Source organism: Enterobacter cloacae complex sp. 2024EL-00711, assembly GCF_047529885.1.
Classification (GTDB): domain Bacteria; phylum Pseudomonadota; class Gammaproteobacteria; order Enterobacterales; family Enterobacteriaceae; genus Enterobacter; species Enterobacter ludwigii.
In genome coordinates this window covers 440,405-459,672 of the sequence record NZ_JBLIZC010000003.1, presented here as the reverse complement: position 1 = coordinate 459,672, position 19,268 = coordinate 440,405, and the positions used below count along the sequence as shown (strand labels likewise).

General features: G+C 56.2%; 15 protein-coding genes. 5 read left to right on the top strand and 10 right to left on the bottom strand.

What is annotated here, in order from left to right; translation table 11 throughout:
* Window positions 1-12 precede the first annotated feature (12 nt).
* Complete coding sequence (locus ACMVME_RS12165; protein ID WP_014168696.1) at window positions 13-399, top strand: DUF3461 family protein; 387 nt, start codon at window positions 13-15, stop codon at window positions 397-399.
* Between the two features lie 89 nt (window positions 400-488).
* Here ACMVME_RS12165 and cdaR read toward each other — a convergent pair whose 3' ends face one another.
* From cdaR to dgt, 3 genes are all read right to left on the bottom strand, one after another.
* Complete coding sequence (cdaR, locus tag ACMVME_RS12160) at window positions 489-1,646, bottom strand: DNA-binding transcriptional regulator CdaR (protein WP_020882613.1); 1,158 nt, start codon at window positions 1,644-1,646, stop codon at window positions 489-491.
* A gap of 154 nt (window positions 1,647-1,800) precedes the next feature.
* The gene (gene degP, locus ACMVME_RS12155) at window positions 1,801-3,237 is read right to left on the bottom strand and encodes a serine endoprotease DegP (RefSeq protein ID WP_032679638.1); all 1,437 of its coding nucleotides are present in this window, start codon (window positions 3,235-3,237) and stop codon (window positions 1,801-1,803) included.
* A 131-nt stretch (window positions 3,238-3,368) separates the two neighbouring features.
* The gene (gene dgt, locus ACMVME_RS12150) at window positions 3,369-4,883 is read right to left on the bottom strand and encodes a dGTPase (RefSeq protein ID WP_270292827.1); all 1,515 of its coding nucleotides are present in this window, start codon (window positions 4,881-4,883) and stop codon (window positions 3,369-3,371) included.
* Window positions 4,884-4,965: 82 nt separating this feature from the next.
* Here dgt and mtnN point away from each other — a divergent pair, with 82 nt between their 5' ends.
* From mtnN to ACMVME_RS12135, 3 genes are read left to right on the top strand one after another with little or no spacing between them, the layout of a single operon-like run.
* A complete protein-coding gene (mtnN, locus tag ACMVME_RS12145; protein ID WP_014168692.1) occupies window positions 4,966-5,664 on the top strand; it encodes a 5'-methylthioadenosine/S-adenosylhomocysteine nucleosidase in 699 nt (232 codons plus the stop codon).
* Window positions 5,657-6,457 (top strand): vitamin B12 ABC transporter substrate-binding protein BtuF, encoded by an 801-nt coding sequence (btuF, locus tag ACMVME_RS12140; protein WP_414743442.1) that lies wholly within the window; start codon window positions 5,657-5,659, stop codon window positions 6,455-6,457. The genes mtnN and btuF overlap by 8 nt, the downstream gene beginning before the upstream one ends.
* Window positions 6,458-6,484: 27 nt before the next feature.
* Window positions 6,485-7,108: a TRIC cation channel family protein gene (locus ACMVME_RS12135; protein ID WP_410376586.1), complete on the top strand. Its 624-nt coding sequence runs from the start codon at window positions 6,485-6,487 to the stop codon at window positions 7,106-7,108.
* 56 nt (window positions 7,109-7,164) lie between these two features.
* Here ACMVME_RS12135 and erpA read toward each other — a convergent pair whose 3' ends face one another.
* Window positions 7,165-7,509, bottom strand: coding sequence for an iron-sulfur cluster insertion protein ErpA (gene erpA / locus ACMVME_RS12130; protein ID WP_013095643.1), 345 nt, complete (start codon window positions 7,507-7,509; stop codon window positions 7,165-7,167).
* 85 nt (window positions 7,510-7,594) lie between these two features.
* The gene (gene clcA, locus ACMVME_RS12125) at window positions 7,595-8,995 is read right to left on the bottom strand and encodes a H(+)/Cl(-) exchange transporter ClcA (protein WP_068795200.1); all 1,401 of its coding nucleotides are present in this window, start codon (window positions 8,993-8,995) and stop codon (window positions 7,595-7,597) included.
* 177 nt (window positions 8,996-9,172) lie between these two features.
* Here clcA and hemL point away from each other — a divergent pair, with 177 nt between their 5' ends.
* Entirely contained in the window at window positions 9,173-10,453 is a 1,281-nt protein-coding gene (gene hemL, locus ACMVME_RS12120; RefSeq protein WP_032681635.1) for a glutamate-1-semialdehyde 2,1-aminomutase, read from the top strand.
* A gap of 56 nt (window positions 10,454-10,509) precedes the next feature.
* Here hemL and fhuB read toward each other — a convergent pair whose 3' ends face one another.
* The 5 genes from fhuB to mrcB all read right to left on the bottom strand — a co-directional run bounded on the left by fhuB (window position 10,510) and on the right by mrcB (window position 19,202).
* Window positions 10,510-12,492 (bottom strand): Fe(3+)-hydroxamate ABC transporter permease FhuB, encoded by a 1,983-nt coding sequence (gene fhuB, locus ACMVME_RS12115; RefSeq protein WP_068795201.1) that lies wholly within the window; start codon window positions 12,490-12,492, stop codon window positions 10,510-10,512.
* Window positions 12,489-13,379, bottom strand: a complete 891-nt coding sequence (fhuD, locus tag ACMVME_RS12110; protein WP_050737489.1) for a Fe(3+)-hydroxamate ABC transporter substrate-binding protein FhuD — start codon at window positions 13,377-13,379, stop codon at window positions 12,489-12,491. Before fhuD ends, fhuB begins: the two co-directional genes overlap by 4 nt.
* Window positions 13,379-14,176 carry a Fe3+-hydroxamate ABC transporter ATP-binding protein FhuC gene (gene fhuC, locus ACMVME_RS12105; protein ID WP_020882606.1) on the bottom strand — a complete coding sequence of 266 codons (798 nt, stop codon included), beginning with the start codon at window positions 14,174-14,176 and terminating at the stop codon, window positions 13,379-13,381. The genes fhuD and fhuC overlap by 1 nt, the downstream gene beginning before the upstream one ends.
* 50 nt (window positions 14,177-14,226) lie before the next feature.
* Entirely contained in the window at window positions 14,227-16,446 is a 2,220-nt protein-coding gene (fhuA, locus tag ACMVME_RS12100; RefSeq protein ID WP_014168684.1) for a ferrichrome porin FhuA, read from the bottom strand.
* A 230-nt stretch (window positions 16,447-16,676) separates the two neighbouring features.
* Window positions 16,677-19,202: a bifunctional glycosyl transferase/transpeptidase gene (mrcB, locus tag ACMVME_RS12095; protein ID WP_025205202.1), complete on the bottom strand. Its 2,526-nt coding sequence runs from the start codon at window positions 19,200-19,202 to the stop codon at window positions 16,677-16,679.
* Window positions 19,203-19,268: the final 66 nt, after the last annotated feature.

Here is a 19,268-nt window from a genome sequence, read left to right as displayed (position 1 = left end):
AAGGGTACCGCTATGTACGATAATCTGAAAAGTCTGGGCATTACCAATCCTGATGAAATTGATCGTTACAGCCTTCGCCAGGAAGCTAATAACGACATTCTGAAAATCTATTTTCACAAGGACAAAGGAGAGTTTTTCGCCAAGAGCGTGAAGTTTAAATATCCACGCCAGCGTAAGACCGTCGTCGCTGACGGTGTAGGACAGGGATACAAAGAAGTTCAGGAAATCAGCCCTAATCTGCGCTATGTGATCGATGAACTCGATCAGATCTGTCAGCGCGACCGCACTGAAGTCGATCTCAAACGTAAGATCCTCGACGATCTGCGTCACCTTGAAAGCGTAGTCACCAACAAGATTAGCGAAATCGAAGCGGATCTTGAAAAGCTTACCCGGAAATAAACTTAAAACGGCAATCTTTGATTGCCGTTTTAGTGTTTGCGCCTCTCCCGTGGAAAGGGATGGAGTAAGGGCATCAGGCCGTATTTCACTCATCTCTGCTCATCGAGCTGTAACGCCACATAAAGCAGCAGCCTGTCGTCAAAGCTCCCCAGATCCAGCCCTGTTAGCTCCGAAATCCGGTTCAGTCGATATTCCAGCGTATTGCGATGTATAAACAACGCTTTCGACGTTGCCAGCGGCTGTACGTTATGACGGAACCACGCCTGCAGCGTCCGACGCAACAGACCGTTGTTGTCCATTGCCTTGAGGCGCGCTAACGGACGTGCCAGCTCATTGGCCTGCCAGCCACCGCGCAGGCTGTCGAGCAGCACCGGGAGCATCAGATCCTGGTAGAAATAACTGCGGCTTTCCGGCATCCGCTGCTTACCCACCATCATGGTGGTGCGGGCAGTACGCCAGGAACGGGCAATACTGCCCGGACCGGTGAAGTAATTGCCCAGCGCGACGCGAAAACGAAGCTGACCATTCTCCTTCATGCGGGCTATCAACTGCTCCACGCGACGACGATGATCTTCTGCATCCCAGCGCCCGAACGCGTTCAGCGCGGGCTTGAGCACCACCATTTCCGTCAGAGAGACAATCGCCACCAGGTTATCGCGTTCCGGTGTCGCCAGCGCATTTTGCAGCTGCTGCAGCTCAGCCATCGCACTGTCGACGCCAAGCTGGCCGCTGTCCACCTCAATTACCGCCACGACGCGCGGTTGATTCAGATCGATTCCCAGGCGCTGCGCCCATTCATTGAGTGCAGGGGTATGCTCATCCGCCTGAATCAGGTTCATCACCAGCTCTTCACGCAGACGGCTGTCCTGGGCGAGCAGATGCATCAGGCGCGACTGCTCAAGCATCATCTCCGCCGTCATACAGACCAGTTCGCCATATTTTCGCAGCGACTCCGGCTCGCCGGTCAGGCCGATAACGCCAACAATTTCCCCCTCAAGACGCAGCGGTAAATTGATGCCCTGACGGACACCGTGCAGGTGTTTCGCCACCGCATCGTCGATGTCCACCACCCGCCCCTGGGAGAGCACCAGCAGCGCCCCTTCGTGCAATTCCCCAATACGCTCACGATCGCCACTGCCAATAATGCGCCCACGGGCATCCATTACGTTGATATTGGTATCAATGATGCGCATGGTGCGTGCCACAATATCCTGCGCCATTTTGGTATCGAGATGCCAGCCAGCCATGTAACCCTCCTGTGAGCAGAGCTCAAGCATAGGGAAGTTCAGCTACCGCTGCATTGTGCGAATGCACAAAGTGAAAGGGAGAAGTATGGAGTTGTGGAAAAGGTCACAGAAAGGTGAAAAGCCCCTGCTCATCTGAAACAGGGGCCTGAGAGGATTACTGCATCAGCAGGTAAATTGAGGTATCACCACGCTGAATATTCAACGCCAGCACGGAAGGTTTGCTGTCCAGAATTTTGCGCAGTTCAGCAATGTTTTTCACTGGCTGCTGGTTCGCACCCATGATCACATCGCCTTTTTTCAGGCCAATGCGCGCAGCCGGGCTGTTCGCTTTAACGTTGTTCACCACAACGCCTTTGTCCTGACCTTTATTGCTCATCTCGGCGCCTTCAATGCCGCTGAAGATGGTGCTGGAATCAACCTGATTCTGGCTGCTCTGCTGCAGTTCCAGGCTCACGTTAACCGGTTTACCGTCACGCAGCAGGCCGAGGGTGACTTTGCTGCCAATCGGCATAGAGCCCACTTCAGCACGCAGCGCGGCAAAGCTGCTGATCGGTTTCCCGTTCAGGGAGGTGATGACATCACCTGCTTTAATGCCCGCTTTCGCCGCGGAGGAGTTCGGCATCACCTGGCTGACAAATGCGCCGCGCTGGGCGTCAACTTTCATCGCCTTAGCCAGTTCGGAATTCAGTTCGGTACCCAGAATCCCCAGTTCACCGCGTTTCACCTGGCCATACTGCACCATCTGCGCGGTCAGGTTTTTCACCATGTTACTTGGGATAGCAAAGCCGATCCCGATATTACCGCCGTCTGGTGCAAGGATCGCGGTGTTGATACCAATCAGCTCACCGTTCAGGTTCACCAGCGCACCGCCGGAGTTACCCCGGTTGATGGCGGCATCCGTCTGGATGAAGTTTTCATAGTTTTCGGCGTTGAGGCCGCTACGACCCAGCGCGGAAACAATCCCCGAGGTTACGGTTTCACCCAGACCGAACGGGTTACCGATAGCGACGGTATAATCACCGACACGCAGCGCATCGGAGTCGGCAATTTTAATCGCCGTCAGGTTTTTCGGATCCTGAATCTGGATCAGCGCGATATCGGAGCGCGGGTCTTTCCCGACCACTTTGGCATCAAATTTACGCCCGTCGCTCAGCTGAACCTTAATGCTGTTGGCGTTATCAACAACGTGGTTGTTGGTCACGACGTAGCCTTTCGCCGCATCGATAATCACACCCGAGCCAAGCGCCATGAATTTCTGCTGCTGGCCACCCCCCTGGGTGTCATCCCCTGCACCACCGCCCTGACAGAACGGGGAACTCTGGAATGGCGAACCGTCCTGGCAGAAAGGTGAGTTATCACCAAAAAACTGCTGGAAGTTACGCGGCATACGCGGCGTATTGACGGTTGTGCTGCCCTCAACGTTAATACTCACCACCGATGGCATCACTTTTTCGAGCATCGGTGCCAGGCTTGGCATCTGCTGCGCGGTCGCTGCCGACGATGCGGTCTCAGCTGCAGTAGCAGTCAGAGGAGACAGCGCTAAACCTAAACTCAGAGCCAGTGCACTCATTGCTAATGTGGTTTTTTTCATGTGTCTTAATCTCGATTTACAGATAACGCAAAATTGCTGTGTAACTCAGATTCATTTTATACCGCTTAGTTCCGGCCATAAGTTTATGGAAAAGGTAAAAATTTATTGGCCGTCTTTACAAAACTCCGTGCTTATTCCACCGCCATGAGCTTGCGGTATTCATCCCAGGCATACAAATCTGTCATCCCGCTGATATAGTCCTGGATAAGACGGCAGCGATAATAATATTCCAGCACCGGCCACTGGGGCGACTGACGATCCAGTTTGCCAATGGCTTCGACATAAGCCAGACGGTGGCGGGTTGAGAGTTTCTGATAAAGCCGGGATTCGATCGGTATTCGCCGCACGCGCTCTTTTTCCACCAGCTCGCTGAACTCGTCGACGGATAATTGCAGCAGAGGCCGATAGATTTCGAGTAACCCACTGATAACCCTGTATCCCTGCAGCTCAAGTTGTTCGACATCCGGATGGCTGAAAACATGACGCACGGCCACATTTTTATAGAGCTCAAGAAGCTGGCTAAAGCTGCTGTCATCTTCCAGCAACGCATGGTTGAATTCGCCGCTATAAATTAACGGCAGGTTGTCAATAAAGCGCGAGGCGGCATACGGCACCAGTTTATTTAATGTATTGACCCGTAAATACATAAAGAACTGATCTTCCGTGCTGCGGCTTAATGTATTTGAACGCGATTTCTCCCAGGCATTTTCGACAACCTGAGCAAACAGCGAGCCTTTTTCATGCGTTCCCCAGGCCTCATAAAGATGCTGATAAAGTTCTTCGACGCTGAATATTCTTTTCTCAACGGCGTCTTCCAGGTCGGCAACACAATATGAAATGTCGTCGGCAGCTTCCATAATCCAGGTTAAGGGGAAACGGCCGTTTGGTGTCAGAGAAAGTTCTTTACGCAGGCGCTCAATATAGGCTTCTTCAGAAAGATAATAGCCCGGCTTTTTCATCAAATAACTGTGCGACGCGGGCGTCTCGCCCATCCACCATGCCGGTCGCGTATATTTCAGGATGCACCCCACCTGGGCCCAGGTCAGGTTCATACGCATCAGGGAGTGTACCAGCCGGATCCCCTGCGCATTGCCTTCGAAGTGACAGAGGTCGTGACGGACTTTACGCCGCAGGTCGTTTAGCGCGTCTTCACCTTCGCGCAGGCGTAAATCCCGCACCAGGCAGCGGTCATCGCTCAGAGGCTGGCTTACCGCATCAACAGGATAAAGCCGCTGTTTAAACCAGTCATTTATGGCGGCTTCGCCAAAATGACCAAAGGGCGGGTTGCCGATGTCATGCATCAGGCAGGCCATCTCAACGATGCTCTCAAACGGCCCGGTCAGCTCATTCAACCCATAGGTTTCGAGAAGCTGCTGCTCTTTGAGACGGCTTAAGATCTCTTTGGCAATGTAGCGGCCAACCTGCTGAACTTCCATAGAATGCGTTAAGCGCGTGCGCACCGCAGCGTTACGTTCAAGCGGAAACACCTGGGTTTTTTGCTGTAAACGACGGATTGCCGGCGAGTTTATGATCCGCCCACGATCGCTTTCGAAGATACGCAGGATCTCATGCTCGCTCTTGTCGCCCTGCGGCGAACGGAAACGTCGGTGCCAGTTAATTTTGGTGCGAAAATCGATTGGTGACATGTGCTCCCCCGCGTGAGAATGCGTTTCCTCTTAACCGCATGATAGACTATGCATCTTAACAAGGCACATCGCGAGTAAATCTATGAAAATCGGCATTATTGGTGCAATGGAAGAAGAAGTTACGCTGCTGCGTGACAAAATTGAGAACCGTCAGACTCTCTCCCTCGGTGGCTGTGAGATCTACACCGGCCAGTTGAATGGCGTTGACGTCGCTCTGCTGAAATCAGGCATCGGTAAGGTTGCTGCTGCGCTGGGCGCGACCCTGCTGCTCGAACGCTGCAAGCCGGACGTTATCATTAACACCGGTTCTGCAGGCGGCCTGGCGTCGACGCTGAAAGTGGGTGATATCGTTGTTTCCGATGAAGCGCGTTACCACGATGCAGACGTTACCGCATTCGGCTACGAATACGGTCAGCTTCCGGGTTGCCCGGCCGGGTTTAAAGCCGATGACAAACTGATTGCGGCGGCTGAAAGCTGCATCGCTGAGCTGAACCTCAACGCGGTACGCGGCCTGATCGTCAGCGGTGATGCGTTCATCAATGGCTCCGTCGGCCTGGCGAAAATTCGTCATAACTTCCCTCAGGCCGTTGCCGTTGAGATGGAAGCGACCGCCATTGCTCACGTTTGCCATAACTTCAACGTTCCGTTCGTGGTGGTTCGCGCCATCTCCGACGTGGCTGACCAGCAGTCTCATATCAGCTTCGACGAGTTCCTGACCGTTGCGGCAAAACAGTCCACCGTGATGGTGGAGCGCCTGGTGCAGAAACTGGCTCGTGGGTAATCCATACATCAGGGCGCTGGTCGCCCTGCTTTTTCTCGCACCGGCATGGCTATTTGCCGCGCCGCGTGTGATTACGCTCTCTCCGGCAAACACCGAACTGGCCTTTGCCGCCGGGATCACGCCTGTCGGCGTGAGCAGCTTTTCGGATTACCCTCCGCAAGCGGCCCATATTGAACAGGTGGCAACCTGGCAAGGGATGAACATTGAGCGCATCGTGGCGCTTAAACCCGATCTCGTGCTTGCCTGGCGCGGCGGTAACGCCGAGCGGCAGGTCAACCAGCTCTCCTCGCTTGGGATCAAGGTGATGTGGATTGATGCGGTGAGCATTGAGCAGGTCGCTCAGGCGCTGCGTTCTATGGCCCCCTACAGCCCTACCCCAGCAAAAGCCGAGAATGCCGCGAAACAGATGCTCAGCGACTATGCCGCGCTGAAATCCCGCTACGATACCCCCGTCAAAAAACGCATCTTCCTGCAGTTTGGCAGCCAGCCGCTGTTCACCACCGGGAAAGGATCCATTCAGAATCAGGTGCTGGAAATCTGCGGCGGTGAAAACATCTTTGCAGCCAGCCGGGTGCCGTGGCCTCAGGTCAGCCGGGAACAGGTGCTCGCACGCCAACCCCAAGCCATCGTGGTGGTCGGAAATGCGAGCGAGATTCCTAAAATTGAACAATTCTGGCAACGTCAGCTAAAAATACCGGTGATCCCCCTCACCAGTGACTGGTTTGAACGCGCCAGCCCGCGTATTATCCTCGCCGCAAAACAGCTCTGTGCCGCGCTGGCAGAGAGTCACTAACAACATACCCCGCTCGAGGATTTAACGATGCTCGTTTATTGGCTGGATATTCTTGGCACAGCCGTTTTTGCTATCTCCGGCGTTTTACTCGCCGGAAAACTGCGCATGGATCCGTTTGGCGTGCTGGTGCTGGGCGTGGTCACCGCCGTGGGTGGCGGGACGATACGTGATATGGCCCTGGCGAATGGCCCGGTATTTTGGGTGAAAGATCCAACCGATCTGGTGGTGGCGATGGTCACCTGTCTGTTGACCATCGTATTGGTTCGCCAACCCCGCCGGTTACCGAAATGGATACTCCCGGTGCTGGATGCCGTCGGTCTGGCCGTCTTTGTGGGCATCGGGGTCAATAAAGCCTTCAATGCGGGAACGGGCCCGATGGTGGCCATCTGCATGGGCGTGTTAACCGGGGTCGGCGGCGGGATTATTCGCGACATTCTGGCGCGTGAAGTTCCCATGATCCTGCGTACCGAAATCTATGCCACGGCGTGTATTATTGGTGGGATTGTTCACGCGACGGCGTATTACACCTTTGCGATGCCGCTAGAAAATGCAGCTATGCTGGGTATGGTGGTCACGCTGGGGATACGCTTAGCGGCGATACGCTGGCATCTGAAGCTGCCGACGTTTGCGCTGGATGATAATGTACGATAAGCGTTGTTTATAAGCCCGGTGGCGCTACGCTTACCGGGCTTACGACTGCATCCCTGTCAGATGCTGAACGAAGAGCCACATCCACAGGTACTTGTCGCGTTCGGGTTAGTCACAACGAAGCGCGAACCTTCCAGGCCTTCAGTGTAATCCACCGAACCACCCACCAGGTACTGCAGGCTCATCGGGTCAACCACCAGCGCAACGCCCTGCTTCTCGATAGTCATATCGCCGTCGTTGACCTGATCGTCAAAGGTAAAACCATACTGGAAGCCGCTGCAGCCGCCACCGGTAATATAGACACGCAGTTTCAGATCCGGATTGTCCTCGTCGGCAATCAGGGTTTTCACTTTATTGGCTGCTGCTTCGGTAAATTCCAGCGGCAACGCTACGTCATCACTCATCTTATGCTCCCATGAATACTGCTACTGCTATTGGGTAAAATTCACCCAATTCTTTATGTCATTATCTAATACCCTGGTAATTCATTCAAGTATTCTGCGTCGGGGCCCGCTCGGCCTCTTGTTTTGCCAGGGTACGAGCAAGAATGGTGGAGTATAGCGGTTTTCCACCCAGGAATTGGGCTAATAGTGTCGCGCCGAGACAGGTAATGATCATTGGCAAAATGAGCTGGTAATTATCCGTCATCTCCAGAACCAGCACGATGCCGGTCAACGGCGCGCGCAGGGACGCCGCCAGCAGCGCGCCCATTCCGGCAATAGCAAAGGTCCCGGCGTCCAGATGATAGGCCGGGAATCCGGCAGCAGCGACCATGCCAAACGCGGTTCCCAGAAGCGTACCCAGCGCCAGCATCGGGGCAAAAATACCGCCAGGCGCACCGGAGGAGAAGCACAATACGGTGGTAATCACCCGCGAAATAAACATGAACAGCAACAGACCAATGCTGAAATTACCCGCCGCGGCAATCGGTATCAGCCCGAAGCCACCGCCTGCGGCATTGGGCTCAATGAAGCCGAGCACGCCGCAGCCGCCGCCCAGCAGTCCGCCGATCAATACCCAGCGGGTAGTATTCCCACCGTGAATGCGCTGGAACATATCCTGAGCGCGTAAGATAAGCGTGTTAAACAGCGGGCCGACCACGCCAAAAATCATGCCGAGAATCAGGTACAGCCACAGCGTATTCACCGGCGCATTGGTCAGTTCCCCCACCTCAATCACCGCCCCTTCGCCATTAAAAATGCGAAAGACAATGCTCGACATAATGACGCCAGTGAATACCGCTTTTATCGAGATCAGGTTGTAGCGAAACTGTGCCCGCATCTCTTCAATAATGAACAGGATCCCCGCGAGCGGTGCGTTGAACGCCGCCGAAAGGCCGGCCGCCGCCCCCGTTGCCAGTAGCGTATGTCGCGCCTCCGCGCTGCGCATGCGAAACAGATCGCCGACCATGCGCCCAACGTTTCCGCCCAGCTGCACCGTTGGTCCTTCGCGCCCGAGCACCATGCCTGCCCCGAGCGTTCCCATGCCACCGATAAATTTTACCGGGATGACGCGCCACCAGCGAACCGGCCTCAGCTCTTCCAGTGCGCCTTCTATTTCAGGGATCCCGGAACCGCCCGCTTCCGGCGCAAATTTACGAACCAGGAAATAGCCCACCATGGCAAACAGCGCAGATAAGCCAAAGGCCCACACCCATACCCATCCACCGCTATAGGCAAAACCCGCCACGGTTCCAATTCGCCAGTTCATTATCGCGTTAACCGCTTTTTCGAAGGCGATACCCACCAGCCCGGCAACTGCGCCGACCACGGCAGCAGCCAGCAGGATAGCCAGCGGCGTTTTATCACGATTAAGCAAGCGCCGGATGCTGATACGGTGCTGCGCACGTCTGAACTGCTGTTCAGTATAAGAATGAGTGTCTGCTTTCATTACCGTTTCTTTTCGTCATACAAATAACCGCAGGGATTTTACCAGAGTGCGTAATATCATCCCGTGAAAAATACTTAACAATTGTTTAGGCATGAAAGGGGGCAAAAATTTCATTACCTTCCGAGGATCACTTAGAATAGTGTGCTTAATCATTTTATACGAACCAGGAACGACGCCATGAGCAAGTCTGAAAACCTCTACAGTGCAGCCCGCGAGCTTATCCCAGGTGGCGTGAATTCGCCTGTTCGCGCCTTTACCGGCGTAGGCGGTACGCCGCTGTTTATCGAACGTGCTGACGGCGCGTATCTGTATGATGTCGATGGCAAAGCCTATATCGATTATGTCGGCTCCTGGGGTCCGATGGTGCTGGGTCACAACCATCCTGCTATCCGCAATGCGGTGATCGAAGCCGCCCAGCGCGGCCTGAGCTTCGGCGCGCCAACCGAGATGGAAGTGAAAATGGCGGAACTGGTCACCGAACTGGTCCCGACAATGGACATGGTGCGTATGGTGAACTCCGGTACCGAGGCCACCATGAGCGCGATCCGCCTGGCACGTGGCTTTACCGGCCGTGACAAGATCATCAAATTTGAAGGCTGCTACCACGGTCATGCGGACTGCCTGCTGGTAAAAGCCGGCTCCGGCGCGCTGACCCTCGGTCAGCCGAACTCACCGGGCGTACCGGCTGACTTTGCGAAGCATACCCTGACCTGCACCTATAACGATCTGAACACTGTTCGGGCAGCCTTCGAGCAGTATCCGCAGGAGATTGCCTGCATCATCGTTGAACCTGTCGCAGGCAACATGAACTGCATTCCACCGCAGCCGGAGTTCCTGCCGGGTCTGCGCGCCCTGTGCGATGAGTTTGGCGCTCTGCTGATCATCGACGAAGTGATGACCGGCTTCCGCGTCGCGCTGGCGGGGGCACAGTCTTACTACGACGTAGAGCCGGACCTGACGTGCCTTGGCAAAATCATCGGCGGCGGCATGCCTGTCGGTGCATTCGGGGGACGTAAAGAGGTGATGGAAGCGCTGGCGCCGACTGGCCCGGTCTACCAGGCGGGTACCCTTTCCGGCAACCCCATTGCGATGGCCGCAGGTTTCGCCTGTCTGACCGAAGTCGCGCAGCCGGGTATTCACGAAACCCTGACCGACCTGACAACTCAACTTGCCAACGGCCTGCTGGAGGCCGCGCAAGAAACCGGTATTCCTCTGGTGGTAAACCACGTTGGTGGGATGTTCGGGATTTTCTTCACCGATGCGAAAACCGTGACCTGCTATCAGGATGTGGTGAAGTGTGACGTTGAACGCTTCAAGCGCTTCTTCCATCTGATGCTGGAAGAAGGCGTCTACCTGGCACCATCCGCGTTTGAAGCAGGCTTTATGTCCGTCGCGCACAGCGAAGACGATATCAATAAGACTATCGATGCTGCGCGCCGGGTCTTTGCGAAGTTGTAAGACAGAAACGAACTGCTGCCCTCTCCACCGGGAGAGGGCAATACCCCACCGCCCTTCTACCTGCTTTGCTTTCTCAACAAATAGATAAAGTACGGCGCACCGATAAACGTCGACAGCAACCCGGCAGGTGTCTGGTACGGGAACAGCGCCATCCGCCCCAGCCAGTCAGCCACCACCAGTATTACGCCCCCCGTCAGCGCCGACATCACAATGTGCGGCATCGTGCGACGAAAGCCCATCATTCTGGCAATGTGCGGCGCCATTAAGCCGACAAAACTCAGCGGGCCGATGGTCATGGTGGCCGTTGCCGTGAGGCATGCGGCCAGCAGCAGTAACCCGATACGGGACGGCGCCAGGGCCATCCCCACCGCACGCGCGGTCTCGCCGCCCAGCGGCAGAATGGTCATCCAGCGACGGCACAGCGGCACCATCGCCAGCAATACGATCATTGCAATCCCGGAATGCACGACCTGGCTGCCGGTGGCGCTGTACGTTGAACCGGAGATCCAGGTCAGGATCTTGGCCATACGCGGATCGCCACTCGCCTGCAGCATCATCAGCAGCATGGTAAATGCCGTGCTGAGCGCCATCCCGGCAAGCAGCATCCGGTGAGGGGAAAACCCGCCACGCCCGGAGGCAATGAGGATGATCAGCAGCGTCACCGCCGCGCCAACGCTCCCGGCAGGCATCAACCAGCCGAAGGCATTTCCCGGCACCAGGAACAGCATCAGGACCACGCCAAAGGCGGCACCAGAACTGATACCCAGAACCTCCGGGCTGGCCATCGGATTACCGGTCAGACGCTGGATAATACAGCCCGCCACCGCCAGCATGACCCCGGCGATTAACGCCGAGAGAATGCGCGGCCAGCGCCACTGCATGAGTTCGTTAAGCAGATCCCCAGACGCCCAGTGCCAGCCCACCGCATCGCGTCCGAAAGCGAGCGCGGCAAATGAGATAACAATCAGCACTGCCAGCCCGGCAAGGCTGAACCCCAGCACTGACTGGCGCTCAGCATAGACCTTATCGCCAGCATCCATCGCTGGCGCGCTGATACTGCGCAGACGCGGCAGCAGCCACAGCAGCAGCGGTGCACCGATAAGCGCCGTCATCGAACCGGTAGACACTTCCATCCAGACGCGTGCCAGCCAGAGAATGATTTGATCGGAAAGCCAGAGGATCAACGCGCCAATCAGCGGGGCTAACATCAGGCGCGCCAGCAGGCGGCGCGCACCGAGCATTTTTGCCAGCAGCGGCGCAAATAGCCCGATAAACCCGATGATGCCTACCGCATTAACCAGCAGGGCACTGAGCACAATCGCCAGCGTCAGCGCCCCCAGACGGGCCAGCGACAGCGCCAGCCCCAGATTACGCGCCACGCCATCGTCAAGACCCATCAACATCAGCGGGCGCAAGAGCAGCAGCGTCAACACGACGCCACCGACGAGCTGCGGCCACAGACGCTGCACGACGCTCCAGTCGGTCTGGGTGAGCGTACCGGTGCTCCAGAGGAACATGCTTTGCAGCTGATCGTGATGGAACAGCACCAGCAGCTGATTAATCGCGCCGCAGTACAGGCTCACCACCAGCCCCGCAAGAATAAGCGTAACGGGGGAGAGACGTTTGCCCCAGGCGACGCCGAATACCAGCGCGCCCACCACACACGCACCGGCGAGGGCAGCAAACTGCGAGGTCAATGCCCCAGGCAACGCCCAGAGTGTGGTAATCGTGATCCCAAGCTGTGCCCCGGTCGCCACGCCAAGCGTCGTCGGCTCGGCCAGAGGGTTACGCAGTACCTGCTGGAATAAAACGCCCACCAGCCCTAATCCCGCACCGACCAGCAGCGCAATCGCAAGGCGCGGCAACAGACTGTAGTGGAACAGCATTTGCTGAATATTATCGATATCTGGCGCCACCAGCGCCCCACGCCACTGGTCGCGCGGTAAGGCCGTCGACAGATTAAACCAGGTCAATGCCAGCGCGCACAGGAAAATGAGGCAAAGCAACAATGCCGGGAAACGGGCAATACGCTTACTCATGCCTGGCCTCCCAGCGCGTTGTCCAGCACGCGGGCAAAGTGCATGGCAGAAAGGGTCGCGCCGTAGAACCATACCGCAGGTGCGCGCAGGAACCGTTTTTCGCGCACAAACGGCATTGCCTGCCAGAGCGGCGTCGCCATCAGGGTTTGCATCTCCCGCTCGTTGCCGTGGTCAAAGCACAACACATCCACATCGCGAAATGCCGCAAGACGATCAATCCCCACGGCTGTACTGCCCCAGAAGGTCATCTCCCCTTCCCAGGCATTACGAATACCAAAACTGTCGAGCACGTCCTGGAACAGGCAGTTTTTCCCAAAGACCAGCATATGGCGGGCATCCAGCAGCGTCACCATCAGCAGCGGGCGATCGCCCCGGTGAGCAAAACGCGGCTTCAGGGTGTTAATCAGGGCATCAAAATCGTCGAGATGTTTTTTGGCCTCAACCTCACGGTTAAGGAACTGTGCCATCTCGTGGAGGGAGTTTTTCGCCATCGCCAGCGGATTTTTACCGTCGCTGAAGGAGAAACCACGGCCGGGCGCAATCCGTGCCATTGTCTCTTCTGACGGGCCGTAACCTGCAGACCAGAACAGGAATGACGGCTTCATCTGGGTGAGCAGTTCGAGGTTTGGCTCGGTGCGCAGGCCGATGTCGATTACCGAGTCCGGTAGCCTCGGCTCATTTACCCATAGCCTGTAGTTGGGAATATCCGCCACGCCATAGGGCGTAACGCCCAGCGCCATCATCAGCTCTACCGGCAACCATTCCAGCGCCACAATGCGGTGTGGATCGACCGCAGCCGCACGCGCGGTATTCATTTTTAACAGCAGCGGTGAAAGCGCCATTGCCGTCAGCAGACGACGGCGACTCATCAACATAGAATCCAGCATCAGTACACAAAGCTCACCGGTGCAGCCCCGGCAGGGTGAGGCAAAATCCCCATTGGAATACCGTAAATGTGTTCCAGCGTTTCACTGCGCATCAGTTCAGACGGCGTCCCCTGGGCGATCATTTCACCGCCGCGCAGGGCAACGAGGTAATCGCAGTAACGCGCGGCCATGTTGATATCATGCAGGACCGCGATAACCGTCAGACCGCGCTGCTGGCTTAAACGATGCACCAGCGCAAGCACGTCGACCTGATGGGCAATGTCCAGCGCAGAGGTCGGTTCGTCGAGCAGCAGGCAGCGGCTGTCCTGGGCCACCAGCATTGCTATCCACGCGCGCTGACGTTCCCCTCCTGACAGGCTGTCTACCAGACGGTGGGCCAGCGGTTTTAGCCCCACCAGCGCAATCGCCTCTTCCACTTTCTCTCTGTCGGCCACGCCGAAACGGCCAAGCGCGCCGTGCCACGGATAACGCCCAATCGCCACCAGTTCACGCACGGTCATCCCCTCCGCCTGCGGCAACTGCTGCGGCAGATACGCCACTTTGCGGGCAAAGGCTTTACTGCTCCAGCTCTCCAGCGGCTGACCGTCCAGCAGGATATCGCCTTCTGACGGCGGCTGATGGCGGCCAAGCATTTTGAGCAGCGTTGATTTACCAGAGCCGTTGTGACCAATCAGGCCTGTCACTTTACCTGCCGGGAAGGTCAAAGAGAGCGGATGCAGCAGGGTGCGTCCGGGCACGCGAAAGGAGAGATTATTGAGCGTGAAGGTGGTGTCGGATTGCGTTTGATTATCCTGCATATCGGCCAACTTAAATAAAAAGGGCACGGCGAACCGTGCCCGAAGAGAGATTAGAAGCGGAAGGTCGCGGTGGCGACAACCTGACGTTCAGCACCCCAGTAGCATGCATAATCCTTATAGCAGCTGGAGACATATTCCCGATCGAACAGGTTATTCACGTTCACCGCCACAGATGACCCCGGCAGACCCAGACGGGCCAGATCGTATTTCACCATCGCATCGGCAAGGGTGTAGCTCGCGACGTTAAACGGCTGATCTTTTTTGTCGCCGCTTGAGTAGTAGCTCACCGTGTTACCGATGTAACGGGTACCGGCACCAATCGTCAGGCCGCTTAAGGCCGTGTCGGTGAAGGTGTAATCTGCCCACAATGACGCCTGATTACGCGGCACTTCCGCCGGACGTTTACCTTCAAAGGTGCTGTCATGGGTGTACTCAGCATCAATAAAGCTATACGCCGCGGTCACGTTAATATTGGCGTTAACCGCTGCCTTCGCTTCCAGTTCGAAACCACGAGAACGGATCTCACCGGTCTGGATACTGTGAGTATTCGTTGGATCGTTCGGATCCGCCGTCAGGTTCTTATCTTTCGTCAGCTGGAACAGCGACGCGGTGACCACAACCGGCAGGTCTTTCGGCGCGTATTTCACACCCGTTTCATACTGCTTACCGCGGGAAGGGTCGAACGGTGTGCCGTTACGATCGGCGCCCGATACCGGCTCAAACGACTCGCTGTAGCTGAAGTAAGGTGAAATACCGTTATCAAAGAGATAGTTAATTCCCCCGCGCCAGGTGAAAGCCTGGTCGTGGTTTTCAGCCAGCGAATCGGCCGTACCGCGCGTCAGCGTTGAGGCCATCACGTAGTCGTAGCGTCCGCCCAGCGTCAGCACCCACTTATCCCACTCCGCCTGATCCTGAGCATAGAGCCCGGTCTGTTCATTACGGTTAACGACGGAATAGTTAGACCATGGCAGGTTAGTGTTGATGTTCGCGTTGCCGTAATCCGGGTTCTGGATATCAATCGGGTCGGCGGAACCGTACAGCGCATTGATATCATTACGCATACGCGAGTAATCAACACCCGTCAGCAGCGTGTGGTCTACGGCGCCCGTCGCGAATGTCGACTGCAGTTGAGTATCCACGGTGAACATATTCAGATCTTCATCTGAACGCACGTAAGCGCGGTTAATCTTGCCAGGCTCAGCGTAGCCATTGCCGTAAACAGAGCGGTAGAGCGTATGAACTTTTGCGTAACGCAGATTCTGACGCACGGTGAACGTGTCATCAAACTGATGCGAGAAGCTGTAACCAATCAACTGCTGGCGACGAGCCATCTTATTATCCGCTTCACCTTCGTTGAAATCGGTTGGGATCTTATGCTCATTGCCGTTTGCGTCACGGTATGGCACTACCGTCCCTTCCCGTGGCAACCAGCCGTAGTAGCCCGCTTCCGGATCGTTCTGGAAATTGCTCAGGAAGGTGAAATCGGTTTTGTCATCCGGACGCCAGCTAAAGGAGGGCGCAATCGCATAGCGGGTTGATTTTGACATCTCCTGCTGTGCGTTCTGACTACTGCCAAGACCGGTCAGGCGGTACGACCACACGCCATCTTCATCGATTGCATCACTGAAATCGAAGCCCGTTTGCCACAGGTTATTGGTCCCCATTTTAAACTGGACTTCTTTCAGCGGCTCGGTCAGTGGGCGTTTGCTCACCATACTGACGATACCGCCTGGATTGCTGTTGCCGTAGAGCACAGACGTAGGTCCGCGCATCACTTCTACGCGCTCAAGGAAGTACGGATCCATGGAAGCTTCGGAGTAGTTATTCCCCATCAGCTTCATGCCATCGAGATACTGGTTGGTGTTTACCGTCGAAGGCGCGGTAAAACCACGAATTGAGACCACATCATAGGTGGTGGAGCTGCCGCGGGTCGCAAACACGCTCGGCGTATAGCCCAGCGCCTCTTTTACGGTCGCTGGCTGGCGGCGTTCCATTTCATCACGCGTTACCACGGAAATAGACTGCGGGGTCTTTTCAATCGCGGTATCGGTTTTGGTCGCCGTTGCCGTGCGTTTTGCTGCGATCGTTGGCGCAGGCCCCCACGGACTTTCCTGGGCGGCAGGCGCGGCAGTGACGGTGATGGTTTCTTCTTTTTTCTGGGTTTCAGCCGCATGTGCATACGTAGACATGCCGGCAACCGCTGTGGCTACGACGACCGCGATTTTTCGCAGCGACGTGTGAATTGGCTGAGCAGTATTGGAAAGCGCCATGTTTATCTCTGATGGAAAAGTGAATGATAACGTAAACGAGAATTATTATTATGACCGCAGAATAATATGCGAAACGCTGGCTGCATAGCAAGCAGTAAGCGGCCCTACGAGAATTAAGGGTTTAAGAAATAAACAAGAGAAAACGAAGGGTTAATCAGAATGAAAACGAGGGTTAAGGAAATGGAAAGTACAGGTAAAAAAAATCCCCCCTTTCGGGGGGATGTGAAGCGTTAGTTACCGCCGAACATATCTTTAATCCAGCCCGCGACACCGTCGCTGTCTTTTTTCTCATTCTGCTGCTGCGGCTGTTGTTGCGGCTGCTGCTGGGGCTGAGAAGACTGCTCGAACGGGTTACCCGTCGGTTGCTCTGGCTGGCTTTGCTGGCACAGCGAATCCGGGTTGGTGGTCCAGACAGGCAAGGTACGCATACCACCGCCACAGACAAAGTTACCGGAACCGTCCACGCCCATATCGACGATATCTTCCGGCGCCACCAGATTCAGCGGTACCGGAGACTGATTCGCCAGATAGCGCTGGTAAATCGACATCGCCCCGCTTGCACCATACAGTTTGGTTGGCTGGTTGTTATCGCGACCTACCCAAGTGATCACCACTTCACGGCCATCGATACCGGCGAACCAGGTATCCACGTTGTTGTTGGTGGTCCCGGTTTTACCTGCCAGATGCAGGCCCGGATACTTCGCGCCCAGTTGACGTCCGGTCCCCCGCTGCACAACCTGCTGCATCGTCCACAACGTCATATAGGCCGCCTGCGCTGGCACGGCACGTTCCGCTTGCGGGAAGCTCTGATACAGCACGGAGCCATCCTCGGCAATCACCGAACGCAGAGCAGAAAGCGGTGCACGGTTACCCCCGCTGGCAATGGTCTGGAACGCCTGAGCCACTTCGATCGGCGTCAGGTTAAGCGCCCCCAGGATCATCGCCGGAACAGGATGGAGCTGATCTTTCGGCACACCCAGTTTCTGCCAGGTGTCGACAATCGCCGGCAGACCGAGCGCCATACCCAGGTTCACCGTTGGCACGTTCATCGAGCGGGTCAACGCATCCACCAGCATGACCTGGCCGCTGAACTGTTTATCGTCGTTCTGCGGAGACCATACCTGGCCGTTAGGCTGGCGCAGGGAAATCGGCGCATCGGCAATCCAGGTATTCAGGCGATACTGGTTAGGCTGACTCAGGGCGGTAAGATAGGTTGCCGGTTTTGCCAGTGAACCAATCGAACGTCGCGCCTGCATTGCACGGTTGTAGCCTGCGAACTGCGGCTCAGCACCGCCCACCATGGCGCGAACTTCGCCGGTGTTACGGTCAACCACCACCATCGCGGTTTCAAGATCGCTCAGCTTACGCTGTTTCTTCAGCGCCGGGATGCCTTCCACCGCAGCTTTTTCAGCGGCTTCCTGCGCCACGGAATCGAAGGTGGTAAAGATCTTCACGCCGGAGAGATCTTTCACCTTATCACCGAGCTTGCTTTGCAGCTCCTGACGCACCAGCTGCATAAACGCAGGCTGAGGCGAGATCACGCCACCGCGCGGCTGAACGCCGAGTGGACGTGCGCTCAGCATGTCGTACAGCTCCTGGTCAATCACCTGCTGTTGTTGCAGCAGACGCAGCACCAGGTTACGACGTTCCAGCGCCAGTTTCGGGTTACGCCACGGGTTATAAATGGACGCCCCTTTCACCATGCCCACCAGCAGCGCCTGCTGGTCAAGGCTCAGCTCTTCCACCGGACGACCAAAGTAGTACAGACTTGCCAGCGGGAAGCCGCGGATTTCGTTATCCCCGCTCTGACCGAGGTACACCTCATTCATGTACAGCTCAAGGATACGATCCTTGCTGTAACGCGCATCCATCAGTACGGCCATGTACGCTTCGTTGGCTTTACGCCAGTAAGAGCGTTCACTGGAGAGGAACAGGTTCTTCACCAGCTGCTGGGTCAGCGTACTCGCCCCCTGCACCGTCCGTCCGGCGGTCAGGTTAGCCAGCACCGCACGGCCAATCGAGTAAAGGCTGATGCCATCATGCTCATAGAAGTGACGGTCTTCGGTTGCCAGCAGGGTATCAACCAGCAGGTCCGGGAAGCCGTTACGGGCAACGAACAGACGTTGTTCGCCGTTCGCCGACGAGAGCATGGTGATCAGACGCGGATCGAGACGGAAGAAACCGAACTGACGGTTGTTATCCATGTTCTCGATGGTATCCAGACGATCGCCGTCAAAGGTCAGACGCGCACGCACCTGGCCCTCTTTGCTGTCCGGGAAATCAAACGGACGGCGGATCATCTCAATGCTTTTCGCCTGCACGGTAAATTCGCCAGGACGCGTCATTTTCGACACCTGACGATACTGGGTGGCTTCCAGCAGTTTCACCATCTCGTTCTTGCTGATGGACATATCTGGCTCAAGGTTCACCATGCGGCCATACACCGCCGCAGGCAGTTGCCAGACTTTTCCGTCGATACGGCTACGGATCTTCTGATCCAGATAGACGCCGTAAATCGCCATCAGCACAACAAATACAATGAACAGCTTCAGCAGCAGCCAGAACCAGCCGCGCTTGCCCCGAGGCTTACGCCCTTTGCCTTTCCCTTTACGCGGCATCGGTTCTTCATCCTCATAATCGTCTTCATAGTCATCGTCATAGTCCTCATCTCTGAGGCGACGACGGCTTACCTTTTCTTTCGCCGGACGCGTTGGTTTTCCCTTACGTCCTATTGGCTCGCGGTCATTCCCCGCCATGCTTTTTCTCCGCAACTTTCAGGCGCAAGGGCCCGATTCTCTTTTCTTCCACTGGCCTGTGAAAGA